This window comes from Myxococcus sp. AS-1-15 (assembly GCF_020037055.1).
GTDB classification, from domain to species: domain Bacteria; phylum Myxococcota; class Myxococcia; order Myxococcales; family Myxococcaceae; genus Myxococcus; species Myxococcus fulvus.
The window spans coordinates 40,667-56,181 of record NZ_JAIQDF010000020.1; the positions used below are offsets into that span (position 1 = coordinate 40,667).

Annotated in this window: 17 protein-coding genes and 1 pseudogene; 12 read left to right on the top strand and 6 right to left on the bottom strand. The window is 70.1% G+C overall.

Going from position 1 to position 15,515, the window contains the following annotated elements:
• The first annotated feature begins 9 nt into the window (after window positions 1–9).
• Both K8625_RS37865 and K8625_RS37870 read left to right on the top strand, forming a co-directional pair.
• Window positions 10–702, top strand: a complete 693-nt coding sequence (locus K8625_RS37865; RefSeq protein WP_223752043.1) for a dihydrofolate reductase family protein — start codon at window positions 10–12, stop codon at window positions 700–702.
• Window positions 703–772: 70 nt separating this feature from the next.
• Entirely contained in the window at window positions 773–2,131 is a 1,359-nt protein-coding gene (locus K8625_RS37870) for a 3-oxoacyl-ACP reductase (protein WP_223752042.1), read from the top strand.
• Between the two features lie 9 nt (window positions 2,132–2,140).
• Here the strand turns inward: K8625_RS37870 and K8625_RS37875 are convergent, their stop codons facing one another.
• A complete protein-coding gene (locus tag K8625_RS37875; RefSeq protein ID WP_223752041.1) occupies window positions 2,141–2,791 on the bottom strand; it encodes a TetR/AcrR family transcriptional regulator C-terminal domain-containing protein in 651 nt (216 codons plus the stop codon).
• Window positions 2,792–2,837: 46 nt separating this feature from the next.
• Between K8625_RS37875 and K8625_RS37880 the strand changes: the two genes are divergently transcribed.
• From K8625_RS37880 to K8625_RS37910, 7 genes are all read left to right on the top strand, one after another.
• Window positions 2,838–3,728, top strand: coding sequence for a M28 family peptidase (locus K8625_RS37880; protein ID WP_223785440.1), 891 nt, complete (start codon window positions 2,838–2,840; stop codon window positions 3,726–3,728).
• A 75-nt stretch (window positions 3,729–3,803) separates the two neighbouring features.
• A complete protein-coding gene (locus K8625_RS37885) occupies window positions 3,804–4,088 on the top strand; it encodes an autorepressor SdpR family transcription factor (RefSeq protein WP_046711902.1) in 285 nt (94 codons plus the stop codon).
• Entirely contained in the window at window positions 4,088–4,762 is a 675-nt protein-coding gene (locus K8625_RS37890; protein ID WP_223752039.1) for an SdpI family protein, read from the top strand. The genes K8625_RS37885 and K8625_RS37890 overlap by 1 nt, the downstream gene beginning before the upstream one ends.
• 11 nt (window positions 4,763–4,773) lie before the next feature.
• On the top strand, window positions 4,774–5,802 hold the full coding sequence (locus K8625_RS37895; RefSeq protein ID WP_223785441.1) for a S9 family peptidase: 1,029 nt from the start codon (window positions 4,774–4,776) through the stop codon (window positions 5,800–5,802).
• A 31-nt stretch (window positions 5,803–5,833) separates the two neighbouring features.
• A complete protein-coding gene (locus K8625_RS37900; protein ID WP_223752037.1) occupies window positions 5,834–6,142 on the top strand; it encodes a PadR family transcriptional regulator in 309 nt (102 codons plus the stop codon).
• A complete protein-coding gene (locus K8625_RS37905; RefSeq protein ID WP_223785442.1) occupies window positions 6,139–7,302 on the top strand; it encodes a hypothetical protein in 1,164 nt (387 codons plus the stop codon). Before K8625_RS37900 ends, K8625_RS37905 begins: the two co-directional genes overlap by 4 nt.
• A 63-nt stretch (window positions 7,303–7,365) precedes the next feature.
• Window positions 7,366–8,262 (top strand): alpha/beta hydrolase-fold protein, encoded by an 897-nt coding sequence (locus K8625_RS37910; protein WP_223752035.1) that lies wholly within the window; start codon window positions 7,366–7,368, stop codon window positions 8,260–8,262.
• Window positions 8,263–8,271: 9 nt separating this feature from the next.
• Here K8625_RS37910 and K8625_RS37915 read toward each other — a convergent pair whose 3' ends face one another.
• Entirely contained in the window at window positions 8,272–9,093 is an 822-nt protein-coding gene (locus tag K8625_RS37915; protein WP_223785443.1) for an NAD(P)H-dependent oxidoreductase, read from the bottom strand.
• Window positions 9,090–10,103 (bottom strand): NAD(P)-dependent alcohol dehydrogenase, encoded by a 1,014-nt coding sequence (locus K8625_RS37920; RefSeq protein ID WP_223785444.1) that lies wholly within the window; start codon window positions 10,101–10,103, stop codon window positions 9,090–9,092. Before K8625_RS37920 ends, K8625_RS37915 begins: the two co-directional genes overlap by 4 nt.
• Window positions 10,104–10,177: 74 nt before the next feature.
• On the opposite strand from K8625_RS37920, the gene K8625_RS37925 reads away from it, so the two are divergent.
• Complete coding sequence (locus K8625_RS37925; protein ID WP_046711907.1) at window positions 10,178–10,522, top strand: helix-turn-helix domain-containing protein; 345 nt, start codon at window positions 10,178–10,180, stop codon at window positions 10,520–10,522.
• Window positions 10,523–10,621: 99 nt separating this feature from the next.
• On the opposite strand, the gene K8625_RS37930 is transcribed toward K8625_RS37925, so the two are convergent.
• A complete protein-coding gene (locus K8625_RS37930) occupies window positions 10,622–11,020 on the bottom strand; it encodes a TolC family protein (RefSeq protein ID WP_223785516.1) in 399 nt (132 codons plus the stop codon).
• A 346-nt stretch (window positions 11,021–11,366) separates the two neighbouring features.
• A pseudogene (locus tag K8625_RS44005) lies at window positions 11,367–11,495 on the bottom strand (TetR family transcriptional regulator); the annotation flags it as partial.
• Between the two features lie 96 nt (window positions 11,496–11,591).
• On the opposite strand from K8625_RS44005, the gene K8625_RS37940 reads away from it, so the two are divergent.
• On the top strand, window positions 11,592–12,185 hold the full coding sequence (locus K8625_RS37940) for a TetR/AcrR family transcriptional regulator (protein WP_223752032.1): 594 nt from the start codon (window positions 11,592–11,594) through the stop codon (window positions 12,183–12,185).
• Between the two features lie 27 nt (window positions 12,186–12,212).
• Window positions 12,213–13,250 (top strand): NADP-dependent oxidoreductase, encoded by a 1,038-nt coding sequence (locus tag K8625_RS37945; RefSeq protein WP_223785445.1) that lies wholly within the window; start codon window positions 12,213–12,215, stop codon window positions 13,248–13,250.
• 192 nt (window positions 13,251–13,442) lie between these two features.
• Here K8625_RS37945 and K8625_RS37950 read toward each other — a convergent pair whose 3' ends face one another.
• The gene (locus tag K8625_RS37950) at window positions 13,443–14,993 is read right to left on the bottom strand and encodes a pectate lyase (RefSeq protein WP_223785446.1); all 1,551 of its coding nucleotides are present in this window, start codon (window positions 14,991–14,993) and stop codon (window positions 13,443–13,445) included.
• Window positions 14,994–15,515 lie beyond the last annotated feature (522 nt).

A 15,515-nucleotide genomic window follows, 5' to 3' on the forward strand; every position in this document is an offset into this window, starting at 1 on the left:
AGCCGGACCATGAAGGACGCGAAGCGGCCGTATGTCATCTGCCACATGGTCTCATCGCTCGACGGGCGCATCGTCACGAAGGGGTGGAAGCTGCCACCCCGGGCGATGGCCGAGTACGAGCGCACGGCGGAGACCTACGCCGCGGACGCGTGGATGATTGGCCGCATCTCCATGGAGCCCTACGCCGGCAAGGCGAAGGTGCCCGTGCGCAAGGCGGGCGCGCCGATTCCCCGCGAGGACTTCATCGCGCGGCGCGACGCGGAGTCCTACGCCATCGTGCTGGACCCGTCCGGGAAGCTCACGTGGAGGTCGGGCTCCATCGACGAGGAGCACGTCATCACCCTCCTCACCGAGCAGGTCTCCGACGACTACCTGGCGTTCCTCCAGGCCAAGGGCGTCTCGTACCTGTTCGGCGGCAAGGACTCGCTGGACCTGAAGAAGCTGCTCGCGAAGCTCCGGAAGGTGTTCGGCATCCGCAAGCTCCTGCTGGAGGGGGGCGGGAAGATCAACGGCACCTTCCTGGCCGCGGACCTCATCGACGAGCTGAGCATCCTGGTGGCGCCCATCGCGGATGGCGGCGTGGGCACGCCCTCGCTGTTCGACGTGGAGGGGAAGCGGGGGCGCGCGCGGCACCTGAAGCGGGTCTCCGTCGAGAAGCGCGCGGGGGACTTGCTCTGGCTGCGCTACAAGCCGAAGCGCTGAGCGCGAGGCCCGGGCACTCCTGCTACGGTCCCCGGCGCCTCGCCTCCCCGAGTCCCCGGAGTACCGCACCATGACCGACCGGCTCATGTCCCTGGCCCACAACCCGTTCACCCGTGGGCTCGTGAAGGCCCTGGGCCTGCCCCAGCCCACGCGGCTGGCGCGGGCCGAAGGGGGCTGGGCGGCGCAGCCCTTCGCGAACCGCGTCGTGGTGCTGGGCGCGGCTCCGGGTGGCTTCGCCGCACAGGGCGCGCAGGCCGCGTTCACGAGCGGCGGCGCCCGGGTGCTGGATGGTCCTCCCTCGGACGCCTCCCAGCGCGTGGACGCGGTCCTCTTCGACGCCACGGGCCTGGGCGGGCCCCAGGACACGCGCGCCCTCTACGACTTCTTCCACCCGCTGCTCCCCCGGCTCGCGCGCAACGCGCGGGTGCTGGTGCTGGCGGCGGTGCCGGACGAGGCGCCGAGCCCCGCGGCCTCCGCGGCGGCGCGTGGCGTGGAGGGCTTTGTGCGCAGCCTGGGCAAGGAGGTGGGCCGCCAGGGTGTCACCGCGAACGTCGCCTACGTGGCGCGCGGCGCCGAGGCGCGGCTGGCCGGCCCGGTGCGCTTCTTCTGCGACGTGGGGAGCACCTATGTGTCGGGCCAGGCGCTCCACCTCTCCGGCGACGTGCGCGCGGCGTCGGCCGTGCCGCTGCACGCGGCGTTGAGCGGCAAGGTGGCCCTCGTGACGGGCGCGGCGCGTGGCATCGGCGCGGCGACGGCGGAGCGGCTGGCCCAGGAGGGCGCGCGCGTGGTGTGCCTGGATGTGCCCGCGCTCGGGGACGCGCTGAAGCAGACCGCCGCGCGCGTGGGCGGTGAGGCGCTCCTGTTGGATGTCACCTCTCCGGATGCGCCCGTGACGCTGGTGGCCGCGCTGAGGGCGGGCTCGGGCGGGGTGGACATCGTCGTGCACAACGCGGGCATCACCCGCGACCGCACGCTCGCGAAGATGACGCCCGAGCAGTGGGAGCAGGTGCTCACCGTCAACCTCGCGGCCATCGTGGCGATCGACGAGGCGCTGCTCGGCACCGGCGCGCTGCGCGACGAGGGACGGCTGGTGTACCTGTCCTCCATCAGCGGGGTGTCCGGCAACTTCGGCCAGACCAACTACGCGACGAGCAAGGCCGCGCTCATCGGCTACGTGGCCGCGCTCGCGCCCCGGCTCGCCGCGCGGGGCATCTGCGCCAACGCCGTGGCCCCGGGCTTCATCGAGACCGCCATGGTGGCGAAGATGCCGCTGATGACGCGCGAGGTGGGCCGCCGGCTCAACTCCCTCTCCCAGGGCGGACAGCCGCGCGACGTCGCGGAGCTCGTCACCTTCCTGTCGAGCCCGGGCGCCCACGGCGTGACGGGCAACACGGTGCGCGTCTGCGGCCAGGGGCTCATCGGCGCCTGAGGGCGGGGCCTACTTCCGGGCGGGCTTGCGGCGCGCCGGGGCCGCCTCCAGCCCGGTCATCATCGCCTCCAGGCCCAGCTCGAACTCCTCCTCCACGTCGTGGCTGTCCAGCACGCGCGCGATTTCGTGGACGCGGGGGAAGTCCTTCTCGCTCAGCTGCTGATAGGCGGGATGTGATTGCGCGTCGTCGGGCTGGGGCGCGTAGCTGGAGAGCGAGTGGCCCACGACGAAGGCCATCAACACCTGGAGCGCGCTGAGCGCCTCGTCCGGACTGAAGCCCGCGGTGCGCAGCGTGTCGAGCACCGCCTCCACGTGGGCGATGGCCCCGGGCGTGACGGCGGCGCGCGTCGCGAACAGCGGCAGCGTGTTCGGGTGCGTGCGCAGGGCCTTGCGCAGCGCCTGGGCCCGCTCCCTCAACGCCACCTGCCAGGTCCCCCCGCGCTTGGCGGAGGGCACCTCGGCGAGCACCGTCTCGAAGAGACCGTCGAGGATGGCCGCCTTGTTGGGGACGTGGTTGTAGAGCGACATCGCCTCCACGCCCAGCGCCTGACCCAGCCGACGCATGGAGATGGCCTCCAGCCCCTCGCGGTCGACGATGTCGAGCGCCGCGCTGAGGATCCGCTCCCTCGAAAGGGGTTCTCGTTTGTGCGTCTGCTTCATGTCGGCTTGACGTACTTACACCATAAGCTTACTAAGTAAGTCAATCATGGTCATTCGAGAGCGAGCAGCGGAGGCGGTGGTTGCATCTGTCGACAGGGCGGCCGTGGAGGCCGAGGCGCGGTTGCTCCGGTGGGTGGAGCGCCTGGCCATCCCTCGTCACTTCGTCGTGAACGCGCGCAACAACGCCTGGGTCCGGGACGTGCTGGCGGAGGCGTTCGAGCGGCTGGGGCTCGACGTGCACCTCCAGGGGCGCTACGGGAACGTGGTGGCGCTTCCCCGGAGCGCGAAGGGGCGCACGGTGACCTTCGTGGCGGCCCACTACGACAGCGTCCCGGACTGTCCCGGCGCGGACGACAACGCGAGCGGGCTGGCGGTGATGCTCGAGTGCGCCAGGGCGCTGGCGCTCCGCGGTGCGGGGGAGGGCGTGGGCTTCCTCGCGTTCAACGCGGAGGAGGACGGGTTCCTGGGCAGCGGCGACTTCGTCACCCAGGGCGTCCCCGCGCTGCCGTGCGGGCTGGGGACGACGCACGTGTTGGAGATGGTCGGCTTTCGCGAGCGCTCGGGCGTGGCGCAGCAACTGCCGCTGCCGTGGGTGCCCAAGGGCTTGCGGTCCCCGGACTTCCTCGGGCTGCTCGCGAAGGGGCGCTCCAATGGCGCGGTGGACCGGGCCCTCGGCTCGGACGCGGCGGCGGGGCTGCGGTTGATGGGCGCGAAGACGTGGGGACCGCTCTACCGGTTGCTGCCCGACCTGGCCCGCAGCGACCACGTCCCGTTCTGGCTGGCCGACCGCCCGGCGGTGCTCTGGACCGATACGGCGAACTTCCGCAATCCCCACTACCACCGCGCCACGGACACGCCCGACACGCTGGATTCCTCGTTCATGCGCGAGGTGTCCGAGCTGCTCGTCGCCGTCGTCACCGCCGAATCGGCCGCCTGAGCGCAGGGCCTCCGTGGCTTGACAGGCCTCCGGAAATCGTTATTTTGAAAGTCGTCAAACAATCGAAAGGTCCTGATGCGGACGCAGGAGGTCTTCAAGGCGATTTCGGATCCGACGCGGCGCAAGGTGCTCAAGCTCCTGCAGGGGGGCTCGAAGAGCGCGGGCGAGCTCGCGGAGGCGTTCGACATCACGAAGGGCTCGCTCTCGCATCACTTCAACGTGTTGAAGGCGGCGGACCTGGTGCGCAGCGAGCGACGGGGACAGCAGATCGTCTACTCCCTCAACACGACGGTGTTCGAGGACGTGGCGGCGCTGTTGATGGACCTCTTCAAGGTCGAGAAGAAGAACGGGGAGCCGTGATGCGAATCAGCCGCGCGAACGCAGTGGGTCTGGGGCTCGTCATCGTGTCGTTCGCGCTGGCGGTGGTGTTCTACGAGCGACTGCCGGACTCCATCCCCACGCACTGGAACGCGAAGGGCGTGGCGGATGGCTACACGGCGAAGCCCTGGGGCCCCTTCATGCAGCCGCTGGTGATGGCGGGCGTGTACCTGGTGATGCTCGCGCTGCCGCGCATCTCACCCCGGGGCTATCGGATGGAGCGGTTCCAGTCCGTCTACGAGTTCGTCATGGCGATGCTGCTCGCGTTCCTGTTCATGGTGAACGGGCTGGTGCTGCTCGCGGGGCTGGGCGTGGACGTGCCCATGGCGCGCGCGCTCCACGCGGGAACGGGCCTGCTCTTCATGACGCTGGGCAACTTCATGGGGAAGGTCACCAAGAACTTCTTCTTCGGCATCCGCACGCCCTGGACGCTCGCGAACGACGAGGTCTGGCTGCGCACGCACCGGTTGGGCGGGAAGCTCTTCGTGCTCGCGGGCCTCGCGCTCGTGCTCACGGGGTTGATGGGGTACGGGCCGGACTTCGTGATGGTGCTCGTGGGCGTGGTGGTCGTGATTCCAGTCATCTACTCGTACGTCATCTCCCGCCGCCTCGAGCGCGGCTCGACGGATGACGAAGGCACCCAGCGGCCTCTGTGAGGGGAGGGAACATGCGTCGCGTTCTTCGAGGTTCGATTCTCACCACCTGGATGGTGTTTGGCGGCTGCGCGAGCTCGTCGTCGTCCCAGGCGCCCCTGGTGGCGGCCCCTGTCATGCGGGACCAGGCCCCCGTGCGGGCCGCGCCGTCGACCGCCGTGTCCGCCGCGCCGTATGTCGAGGCCTCGGCCTTCCGGAGCGAGGAGGTGTCGGTGGGGAAGGCGCCCTGGGAGCTGATGGGGACGCTGACGGTGCCCTCGGGCCAGGGGCCCTTCCCGGGCATCATCCTGGTCCATGGCTCCGGTCCCCATGACCGGGACGAGACGGCGGGGCCCAACAAGCCGTTCAAGGACCTGGCCGAGGGGCTCTCCTCGCGAGGCATCGCGGTCCTGCGCTACGACAAGCGGACGAAGGTGTACGCGCGGCAGTCCGCGGCGGGCATCTCGATGGATGACGAGGTCGTCGTGGACGCCGTCGCCGCCGTGGAGGCCCTCAAGGCCCGCGCGGACATCGACCCGAGGCGCATCTTCGTGGTGGGGCACAGCCTGGGTGCGCTCCTGGCGCCGGAGATAGCGGTCCGCGCGGCCCCCGTCTCGGGCGCAGTCCTGCTGGCGCCGCCGGGGCGCGCGCCGTGGGACATCCTCCTCGCGCAGCTGCGCTACCTCGAGCAGCCCCCGGAGTTCATCGCCGGCATCGAGAAGGACGTGGAGCTGCTGAAGGCGGGGACGCTCGGCGACAAGAAGCTGCTGGGCGCTCCCGCCGCCTACTGGCGGGACTGGGCCTCACGGGACGGTGTCGCGATGGCCCGGAAGCTCGCGCGGCCCCCGCTCATCCTTCGCGGCGAGCGCGACTACCAGGTCACCGAGGAGGACCTCGCCGTCTGGAAGAAGGGGCTGCCCCAGGCCGAGGTGGTGACGATTCCTGGGAGCAACCACCTGTTCATCCAGGGCACCGGCAAGCCTGGCCCCGCCGAATACCAGACGCCGGGGCACGTGGATGCCCGGGTGGTCGACAGGCTCTCGGCGTTCATCTCGGGCCCTTGACTTTAAATCTATATAGGTAGATTTAAGGGGCATGCCCCGAACCCGCGCCCTGTCGAATCACGCCCGCGTCGTGCTCGCCGCGCTGTTGGAGGCCGGCGAGCGCTGGTCGCACGGGTATGAGCTGTGCCGTCTCGCGGACGTGAAGTCGGGCACGCTCTATCCGCTGCTGATTCGCCTCGAGGCCCAGGGGTACCTGGAGGCCGAGTGGCAGCAGCCGGCGGAGGGCGGACGGCCTCCGAGGCACGCCTATCGGCTGACCCGGAGTGGGGGCCAGCTCGCGCGCGACAATCCGCCGGAAGGCAAGGTGGCTCGCCGTGGCCTCCGCGAGGCGACGTCATGAGCATCCGGTTCCAGCGACGCGTGGCGGAGCTGCTGTGCCGGGCCCTGCGGTTCCTGCTGCCGCCGCACCAGCGCGACTGGGCGTGGGCCATCCAGGCGGAGCTCGCGGAGATTCCCGATGACACCCAGGCGCTGAGGTTCGCGCTGGAGAGCTTCCGCGGGCTGGCGCCGCGAGCCCTCGGCCTGCTCCTGCTGCAACCCTTCCTCTCCTTGATGAGCGCGGAGGTGCGTGCGTCGCGCGCGGACCGCGGCTTCGGCGTGGCGCGCGGTCCGGGGCCCGTTGGCGTGCTCTGCGCGGTCGGCGCGGTCACCCTGGGGCTCGTCTACATGACGCTCGCGGGGGCGCCTGTCCGCTACCTCGGCAGCAACGTGGGCGCGCTCGTCATCGGGTGGGTCCTGCTGTCCCTCCTCCGCCGCATCCCGGAGTCGGTCGAGCGCGGGGCCGGAGCGCTGATTCTCTGTCTCTCGGCACTGTTGCTCGCGACCTCGCTCCTCGGCCTCCGGGTCGAGGGGGCCTGTCGCTGGGTCGGGCTCGGCGGTGTGGTCGTCCAGCCGAGCCTCGTGCTCCTGCCGCTCATGCTCGTCGGCTACTCCTGGACGCGCACTCCGCTCGGGACGATGGGAATCGTCGTCGCCGCGCTGGCCATGGCGCTCCAGCCGGACCGCGCGATGGCGGCCATGATGGCCACGGCGATGGTGGCCGTCACGGCGACGCGCGCGTCCCGGCTGACGTGCCTGGCCTTCGCGGCCAGCCTCCTGGCGTTCGTGGTGACGCTGCTGCGCCCCGATACGCTCCCCGCCACCCCCTTCGTCGACCAGGTCCTCCATTCCTCCTTCGCGGCCCATGCCCTCGCCGGGGGCGCTGTCGTGGCTGGCCTGGCCCTGTTGCTCGTCCCAGCGCTGCGCCTCAGGGCGTGTGAGCCGCACCTCCGCCCGGCCTGCCTCACCTTCGGGGCCGCCTGGCTCGCGGTGATGCTCGCCGCCGCGCTCGGCAACCATCCGACTCCGGTCGTGGGCTATGGCGGCAGCGCGATCCTCGGTTACCTCCTGAGCCTCTGGCTCCTGCCCGGGCCCCTGAGGCAGGGGGACATCTCGACGAGCGGCTCGCCCGGGGAGCCGCCGACGCCGCGCGACCTCCACTCGAAGGTCGCGCTGGCCTAGCCGGGCTCGGCGGGGCCGCACGCGTCGGTCGTCACGGCACCTCTCCCATCGGATACCTCAACCATGCCCATGCCTCGCCCTGGACGGCGGGTTCGATACCTGCTGCCCGTCGTCTTGCTCTCCATCGTGTCCTGGTTCGCGTGGACGGAACTCACGCGCAGCCGCGGCGACCAGAAGGCCTCGTTCCCGCCCGCGAGTCAGGTGTGCGATTCGGAAGGTCCACTTCGTTACTGCATCAACACCGCCGCGGCGGGCACCAATGGTGACGTCGTCTACCATCACCACGGACGCAAGCTCGATGAGACGCTCTGGAACGACGACACCTACTTCACCGGCATGCTGCAGGCGCGCTGGCACGCCGCGGGAGTCCTGCCGCCCACCGTCGTCACCGTCTCCTACGGTCCGACGTGGCTGCTGACGCCGAAGGGAAAGCAGGAGGACAGCGGGCTGCTCGAGGACTTCATGTCACGGCTGCCCGCGCTCGAAGCCAAGGTGGGGCGCCCCCGGCGGCGGATGCTGCTGGGAGAGTCGATGGGCGGCCTCAATGTCCTCGTCGCGGGCCTCTCGCATCCGACGCGGTTCGCGAAGGTCGCGGCGCTCTGCCCGGGCGTCTATCTCGACTCGCCGTTCTCCTCCCTCGGAACCCTCCGGGCCTCGATGGAGCGCACCGGGGCCAATCCGAAGATCGTCTTCGGCGTCTGGCTGCTGGCGCGCAGGTACGTGGCCGACGAAGCCGAGTGGCGCCGCGTCTCGCCCCTGGAGTTGATCTCCCAGGCGGGGCCCGGCACGCCGGAGCTCTATCTCTCCTGCGGTCTCTACGATGCCTACGGCAACTACGAAGGCACCGAGCGCCTGGCCCAGCTCGCCCGCCAGCGCGGCGTCAAGACCGAGTGGCACCCGCTCTATGGTGGCCACTGCGCATCGGACGTGTCGTCGCTGGCCGACTTCCTCGTGAACTGACCGGGCGGTTCATCCGGACGTCGTCGAGGTGAGTCGGTGCTGCTCCGGCTCACCCGGCTGGAGCAGGTGGATGCGCGTGCCCCCCGCGCCGAGCCCGAGGCCCGGCTTCAACACCTGCTGGGTGTCGTAGTGCCCGCCGTTCTGCCTGCGGAACGGAATGGGCGCGTCCGTGAACAATCCGTCCAGCCGAGCCTTGTAGGCCTCCTCCACGGACGGCCATTCCTCGGGCGTGAGGCGGTCGGACATGTAGAGGCTGAACGGCGGGAGCGCCTCCATGCCGGGGTAGTAGATGACGCCGTGCTGGATGGGGAAGAGCAGGTCATCGAGCGCGCCATTCACGCCGCGCTCCGTGTAGTGCGGGGCCCGTCCGCCAATCGTGACGGAGAGCATCGCGCGGCGTCCGGTGAGGGTGCCCTCTCCGTAGCGGTCTCCCCAGCGCTCGCCGCCGTGCACGCCCACGCCATAGGCGAAGCCGTAGGCGAAGACCCGGTCGACCCAGCCCTTCAGGATGGCCGGCATCGAGAACCACCACAGCGGGAACTGGAAGATGACGGCCTGGGCCCAGAGCAGCTTCTGCTGCTCGGCCACCACGTCCGCGCGCTGCGTGCCGCCCGCGAAGGCGGCCTTCGAGGCCCGGGCATAGGCCAGCCGCTCTCCCTCGGGGTGCGCCAGGAAGTCGCCCGCGTCGGCGGTGGCCTTCCAGTTCATCGCGTACAGGTCCGAGACCCGCACCGTGTGCCCGAGCCCGGTGAGGTGGCTCACCGCCAGGTTCTTCAGCGCGCCGTTGAGCGAGCGGGGCTCGGGGTGCGCGTAGACGATGAGGACGTTCATGGGAGGCTCACCACGACCTTGCCCAGGTGCTGCGCGCTGGCCAGGTGCTCCCAGGCGGCGCGGGCCTCCTCGAAGGGGAACACGCGGTCGATGACGGGCTTGATGCGGTTGTGCTCCAGGGCCGCGACGAAGCGCTCGAACATGGAGACCGAGCCCACGTAGACGCCGTGCACCGTCTGCCGCCGCTGGAACACCGCGCCCAGGTTGACCTCGCCCCGGGCTCCGGTGAGCACGCCGAGCATGCTCATGGAGCCGCCGTAGCGCAGCGCCGCGGAGGACTGGTCGAAGGTGGCCTGTCCGCCCACGTCGACCACCAGGTCCACGCCCCGGCCGCCGGTGAGCGCCTTGGCCCGCTCGCCCCACTTCGCGTCGGCGCGGTAGTCGATGACCTCCTCCGCGCCCAGCTCGCGCAGCCGCACCGCCTTGTCCGCGCTGCTCGACGTCATCAGCACCCGCGCGCCCGCGGCCTTCGCCAGCTGCAGCGCGAACACGGACACGCCGCCCGAGCCCTGTAGCAGCACCGTCTCACCCGGCCGGAGCGAGGTGACCTCGAACAGCGCCTGCCACGCGGTGAGCCCGGCGCAGGGGAGGGTGGCCGCCTCCTCGAACGAGTACCCCTTCGGGATGCGCACCCAGGCGTGCTCGGGGAGCACCACCTCCTCGCGCAGCATGCCGTCGGCGAGAGAGCCGCCGAGCGCGCTGGCGTGGTGCGCGTCGCTCAGCTCGCCGTCCACCCAGTGGGGGAAGAAGTTGGCCATCACCGGGTCGCCCACCTTCCAGCGGGTGACGGCCGAGCCCACCTCCAGCACTTCGCCGGCGCCGTCGGAGACGGGCACGCGGGGAGAGGAGAGGTTCTTTTCCGCCCCCCGGGTGATGAGCAGGTCGCGGTAGTTGAGCGACACCGCCCTGACGCGGACCTTCACCTCGTGCGAGCCCACGCTCTGCGACGGGCGCTCGGCCCGCGTGAGTGCATCGAACCCCGGCCTCGGCTGCAGTTCCCATGTCTTCATGGTGCAGACGTACGTTTCGGGTTATTTCTCCGCAAGTACGCACAAGTTTGGCCAGTACGCACAAAAAGGGAACCATGGCTCGCAAGCGCGACGATGATTCGAAGACGAACTGCGCGGTGGAGGCCGCCCTCGGCGTCATCGGTGGGCGCTGGAAGGGCGTGGTGCTGTACTGGTTGCTCAAGGGCACGCATCGCTTCGGGGAGCTGCGCAAGCGGCTGCCGAACTGCAGCCAGCGCATGCTCACGCTCCAGCTTCGCGAGCTGGAGGAGGACGGGCTCGTCAAGCGCACCGTCTACCCGGAGGTGCCGCCCCGCGTGGAGTACGAGCTCACCCCGTTCGGCCGCTCGCTGGAGCCGGTGCTCCTGGGCCTGCGCGACTGGGGAGACCGGTACAAGCGCCGCTTGCAGCGCGCGGCGTGAGGTCAGGGTGACGGACTCAGAGGTCGCCTCCCGGAGGCGCGACGAACGGGACACCGCACGCGGGGCAGGCCCGGGCACTCGCGGCGCCTCCCAGGTACTCTACGGCTTCGCCAGCGAGTGGCCGGTGGGGTCGAACAGGCCCATCGCCCGCGCCAGGGCCAGCCGTGACAGCTGCACGTTGAGCGCCTCGGCCACGGAGGAGAGCTGCGCGCTGGCGAGTGTCGCGTTGACGTCCGTCACCTGGAGGTACGTCGAGGCGCCGGCATCGAAGCTCTCCTTCGCCAGGCGCGCGCTCTCCACGGCCAGCTTCACCCGCTCCTCGGCCGTGGCGAGGTTGACCTCGGCGGTCTCCAGCTCGCCGCGCGCCTTGCGCACCTGGTCGCGAATCTGCTCCTCCGCGCCCCGCAGGTCGGCGTTGGCCTCGGCAATCTTGCCCGAGGACTCGCGCAGGTTGGCCTCGCGCAGCCCGCCGTCGAACAGGTTCCAGGACAGGGCCAGGCCCGCGGTCCACGTGGTCGTCTGTCCCGTGAGGCCCGCCGTGTTCGTCGTTCTCGATGATGGCCGCCAGGACGCCCGTCTCGTCGTCCACCATCTTGGGAATCAGGTGGGTCGCCGCCTCGCCGAGGTCGAGCAGGGTTTCCATGTCGATGCGCTGCCCCGCGGGCGACCGGCCGTTCTGCTCCATGCGACAGTGGATGTAGGCGCGGACCTGTTCCACGGGCGTCCTCGCGTCGCGCAGCCTGCTCCGCAGCTCGGCCAGGCTCCGCGCGAACTCCTGCTGGGCGCAGGCCTCGAAGAGGGCTTCCTTGTTCTCGAAGTGCAGGTAGATGCTGCCCTTGCCCACCCCGGCGCGTTTGGCGATGTCCTCGACCGAGGCCTTCTTGAAGCCGTAGCGGCCGAAGACCTCTCCGGCGGCGTTGAGGATGGCGGTGCGTGGGTCGGAACTCATTGACTGGATTTGCAATCCGGTCATTCAGTCAGCGCAAGTCCTGGGCTCATGTCCTGGCGGTCGCCTGCTCTACGAAAGAACGACTAGACGACCGGTCTACTGGTCGTTAGCCATGGGCGCATGAGCGCGAGCGGGGCCTCCCAGGACGTCCGGCGACACATCCTCGAGGCGGCGCATCCGCTGCTGGTGAGCAAGGGCTTCACGGCGGTGGGGCTGGCCGAGGTGCTGGCGGCGGCGAAGGTGCCCAAGGGCTCGTTCTATTACTACTTCGGCTCCAAGGAGGCGTTCGGCCAGGCGGTGCTGGACGCGTACTTCGCCGACTACCAGTCGCGGATGGATGCGCTGCTGGCGGCGCCGGGCTCTTCCGTACAGCGGCTGATGGCGTACTTCCAGGACTGGTTCGCGTCGCAGACGGACGAATCGGCGGTGAGCCGCTGTCTCGTCGTGAAGCTCGGCGCGGAGGTCTGTGATTTGTCGGAGAGCATGCGCGCGGCGTTGGAGCGCGGCACGCAGGGCATCATCGACCGGTTGGAGCGCTGTCTCGATGCGGGCCGCGAGGACGGCTCGCTGACGACGACGGAGCACTCGCGGGCGTTGGCGCTCGCGCTGTACCAGACGTGGCTCGGCGCCGGGCTGCTCGCGAAGATTTCCCGCGACCGCGCCCCGCTGGACACGGCGATGGCCGACACGCGGCGTCGGTTGGGCATCTCGTAGGTCCCTACACCCCAGGAGTCCGCAGCCATGAGTCAGAGCGATGTCCGCAACCGTCGAGTCGTCCTCGCAGCGCGTCCGCGTGGGCTTCCGACGTCCACCCACTTCCGCATCGAGGAGACAGCCGTGCCGACGCCGGGCGAAGGGCAGGTGCTGCTGCGCACCCTGTCCCTGTCGCTCGACCCGTACATGCGCCCGATGATGAATGAAGTCCCTCCGGCGTATGCCGATGCTTCGGTCGCGGTGGGGGCGCCGATGGTGGGCGGCACCGTCAATCGCGTCGTCGCCTCGCGCAATCCCAGCTTCCGCGTCGGGGACCTGGTGCTCGGCAACGCGGGCTGGCAGGACTACGCGCTGTCGGATGGGCAGGACCTGGTGGCGCTCGGTGAGATGCAGCAGCCGTCGCTGGCGCTCGGGGTGCTCGGCATGCCCGGGTTCACCGCGCATGTGGGGCTGCTCGACATCGGGGAGCCGAAGGCGGGGGAGACGGTGGTGGTGGCCGCGGCGACGGGGGCGGTGGGCGCGGTGGTGGGGCAGGTCGCGAAGCTGAAGGGCGCGCGGGTGGTGGGCATCGCGGGCGGGGCGGACAAGTGCCGCTACGCCGTGGAGGTGCTGGGCTTCGACGTGTGCCTGGACCGGCGCGAGCCGAAGCTGGCCGAGCGTCTGGCCGCCGCCTGCCCGCGCGGCATCGACGTCTACTTCGAGAACGTGGGCGGTGAGGTGTTCGAGGCGGTGGTGCCGCTGCTCAACCACCACGCGCGCGTGCCGTTGTGCGGGACCATCGCCAGCTACAACGAGGACGCGCCGCCACCCGGTCCGAACCTGCTGCCGAAGGTGATGTCCGTCTTCCAGACGAAGCGCGTCCGCGCGCAGGGCTTCATCATCCTCGACCACTATGGCGTCCGCTACGACGCCTTCCGCCGGGACATGGACGCGTGGGTGGCCGAGGGCCGCGTGAAGCTGCTCGAGGACACCGTGGACGGGTTGGAGAACGCCCCGGGGGCGTTCATCGGGATGCTCCAGGGGAAGAACGTCGGCAAGCTCGTGGTGCGCGTCAGCGAGGGATGAGCTTGACGGGGAAGACGTAGCGGCTGTCCTCGGGGACCCGAGCGCCCCGGTCCCGCGGTTCGCCGACGATGCGGGTCCATTCGTCGGCCTGGTGCCTGCCTCCGAACGACGACGTCCCATGAAGATTCCAGGGCCGGAGATATTCCGGGCAGGGCCCGGAGTCCGGGTCCGCCGAGTGGTATCAGGGATGCATCAGTAATTCCATGCCGTGCAGTCGGTCGTGGTGCGCGTGACGAACTCGGCGAGGGTGCGCAGGTTCCGGACGAAGGTGCTCGTGTCGAGGTAGTCGCCGGGGGGGGCGCCGCTGCGAGGTCCACCCGGGCTGTAGGTCGTGAGCCACTTCTCGTTGTTGACGGCGGCGTCGACGGCCTGCGCCGTGTCGTAGCGCAGCTGCTGGCACGTGCGCTTCATCACGGTGGTGTCGGTCGCCAGCCGGGTGTACTCGGCGCGGAGGGCGGCCAGCTGCGAGGGGACCTCCCAGGCGTAGTTCTGGTAGGTGGGCGCCGCCGAGGAGAAGCGGACCGGATAGCCACCGGCCTTCACGGTGTAGAAGCCGATGTTCGACGGGGCCGTGTCATCGAGCTCGATGTAGCGGTGGATGAGCGTGTCGTTGGCGAAGTCGACCGTCTCCAGGTAGGCGAGGGCGGTGGCGACGGCATCGCGGTTCGCGGGGACGCTGGGGTCGAGCTGGTAGAGGCGGAGCAGGGCCCACATGACGTCCTGGCTCTCCTGTCCGGCGATGGCGGGGGCCTCCCAGCTGCGCGCCCAGCGGGGCTGCATCTGGCCGTCGTACTGCTGTGCCCACGCGGGCTGGGGCGGGGGCATCTGCGCCCGGCGCAGGAAGTCGCCGAAGGCGGCGCGCATGGACTGATACGTCGCGGCCCGGGCCGGGTAGACCTCCTGGGCCCAGTACAGCATCTCGACGAAGGCGGTCGCGAGGTTGTCGTTCAGCGTCGGGTCATCCCAGTACTCGGTGGTGTACGCATTCGCGTGGCACTGGGCCAGGCCGCAGGAGGTCCCGATGGACGGAGGGTAGCTCGCCACCAGCGCGGGCCGGGCGGCGACGGGGGCGGAGAACCCCTGGGGGAAGCCGCCGTGGGTGGGGTACTGCGAGGTCTCCATCCGCGCGCGGGCGTACGCCGAGGCGCTGGAGATGTCCGCGTTGGCGAACCCGAGCAGCTGGTCCACGCGCATCATCGCGATGAGGGCGTTCTGGGTGACCTGGTCGTCATAGGCCGTGGTGGAGCAGCCGCCGCAGCCACAGCTCGCCGTGGTGTTGAGGTAGCAGGCCCGCAGCGTCGGCGTCGGCTTGAAGTCGGCGTAGAGGCGCCAGCCTCCCGACTTCACCTGTCCGTGACGCAGCGCCATCGCCGTGTCCAGCGCGTAGGTCTTGAGCGCGGGGGTGGCGGGGTCGGCGAGGGCGGCCTCGACGAAGGCGATGGCGACGTCGGACGTGCCGGGGGACTGAATCATGATCTGCTCTTCGTCGAGCTGGATGTCCCCCCAGCGCTCGCTCAGGTTGCTGGCGTTGTGGTGCCACGCGTAGCCGCCGTGCCGCGCGACGTTGTCGTGGAAGTACTTCGCCGCGTTGCGCATGCGCCCGAGCGCCTTCGCGCGCAGCGGCGTCACGGCAGCCTGGGGCGCCTCGCCCGTCTGGGGTTCACCGTCCGGTGGGCCCTCCGTCGGAGCGCAGGCGAACAGCGAGAGGAGCGGCAGGAGCAGGAGGCTGGCGTGGTTTCTCATGGGGCGTGCTTACAGCCTCTGACAGGGGACGGGGTAGTGGCTGGGGGCGGCCGCACCCGAGGATGAGGAAGCGGACATGGACCTCGACCCTGTGGTCATCGCGGGCTCGACGCGCTTGTGAGGATTTGCGCCGGCGCGGTAATCGCAATCATGAAGCTGGGTCTGGCGTGACGCCCCTGTTGGGGTGGATGTTTGCATTTGGGGTGAAAAGAGGGTGTGCCAGAGGGCGCCCCGTGAGGAGTCATTGACAGACGACTGTGTGAGTGGTTTACGGCGCGCGACGGCAATCCTTGGTTTGTCCATTCAATGACCAGGCGCAAGAAGGGCGCTTCGTCTGGTCAGGGGCGCCTTCGACCTCGGGCTAGGGGAATGATGACTTCGGCGGGGTGTGTGGGACGGCGTCGAGCATCTCGCTGAGGCTTCTGTCCTCGGGGTCATACACCATCGTCGCGGGTTGCTATGGCAGCACGAGCTGCAGCGGAGTGGTCTCGTTCAGATACTGAGCCTGGGATGCGAGCAGCG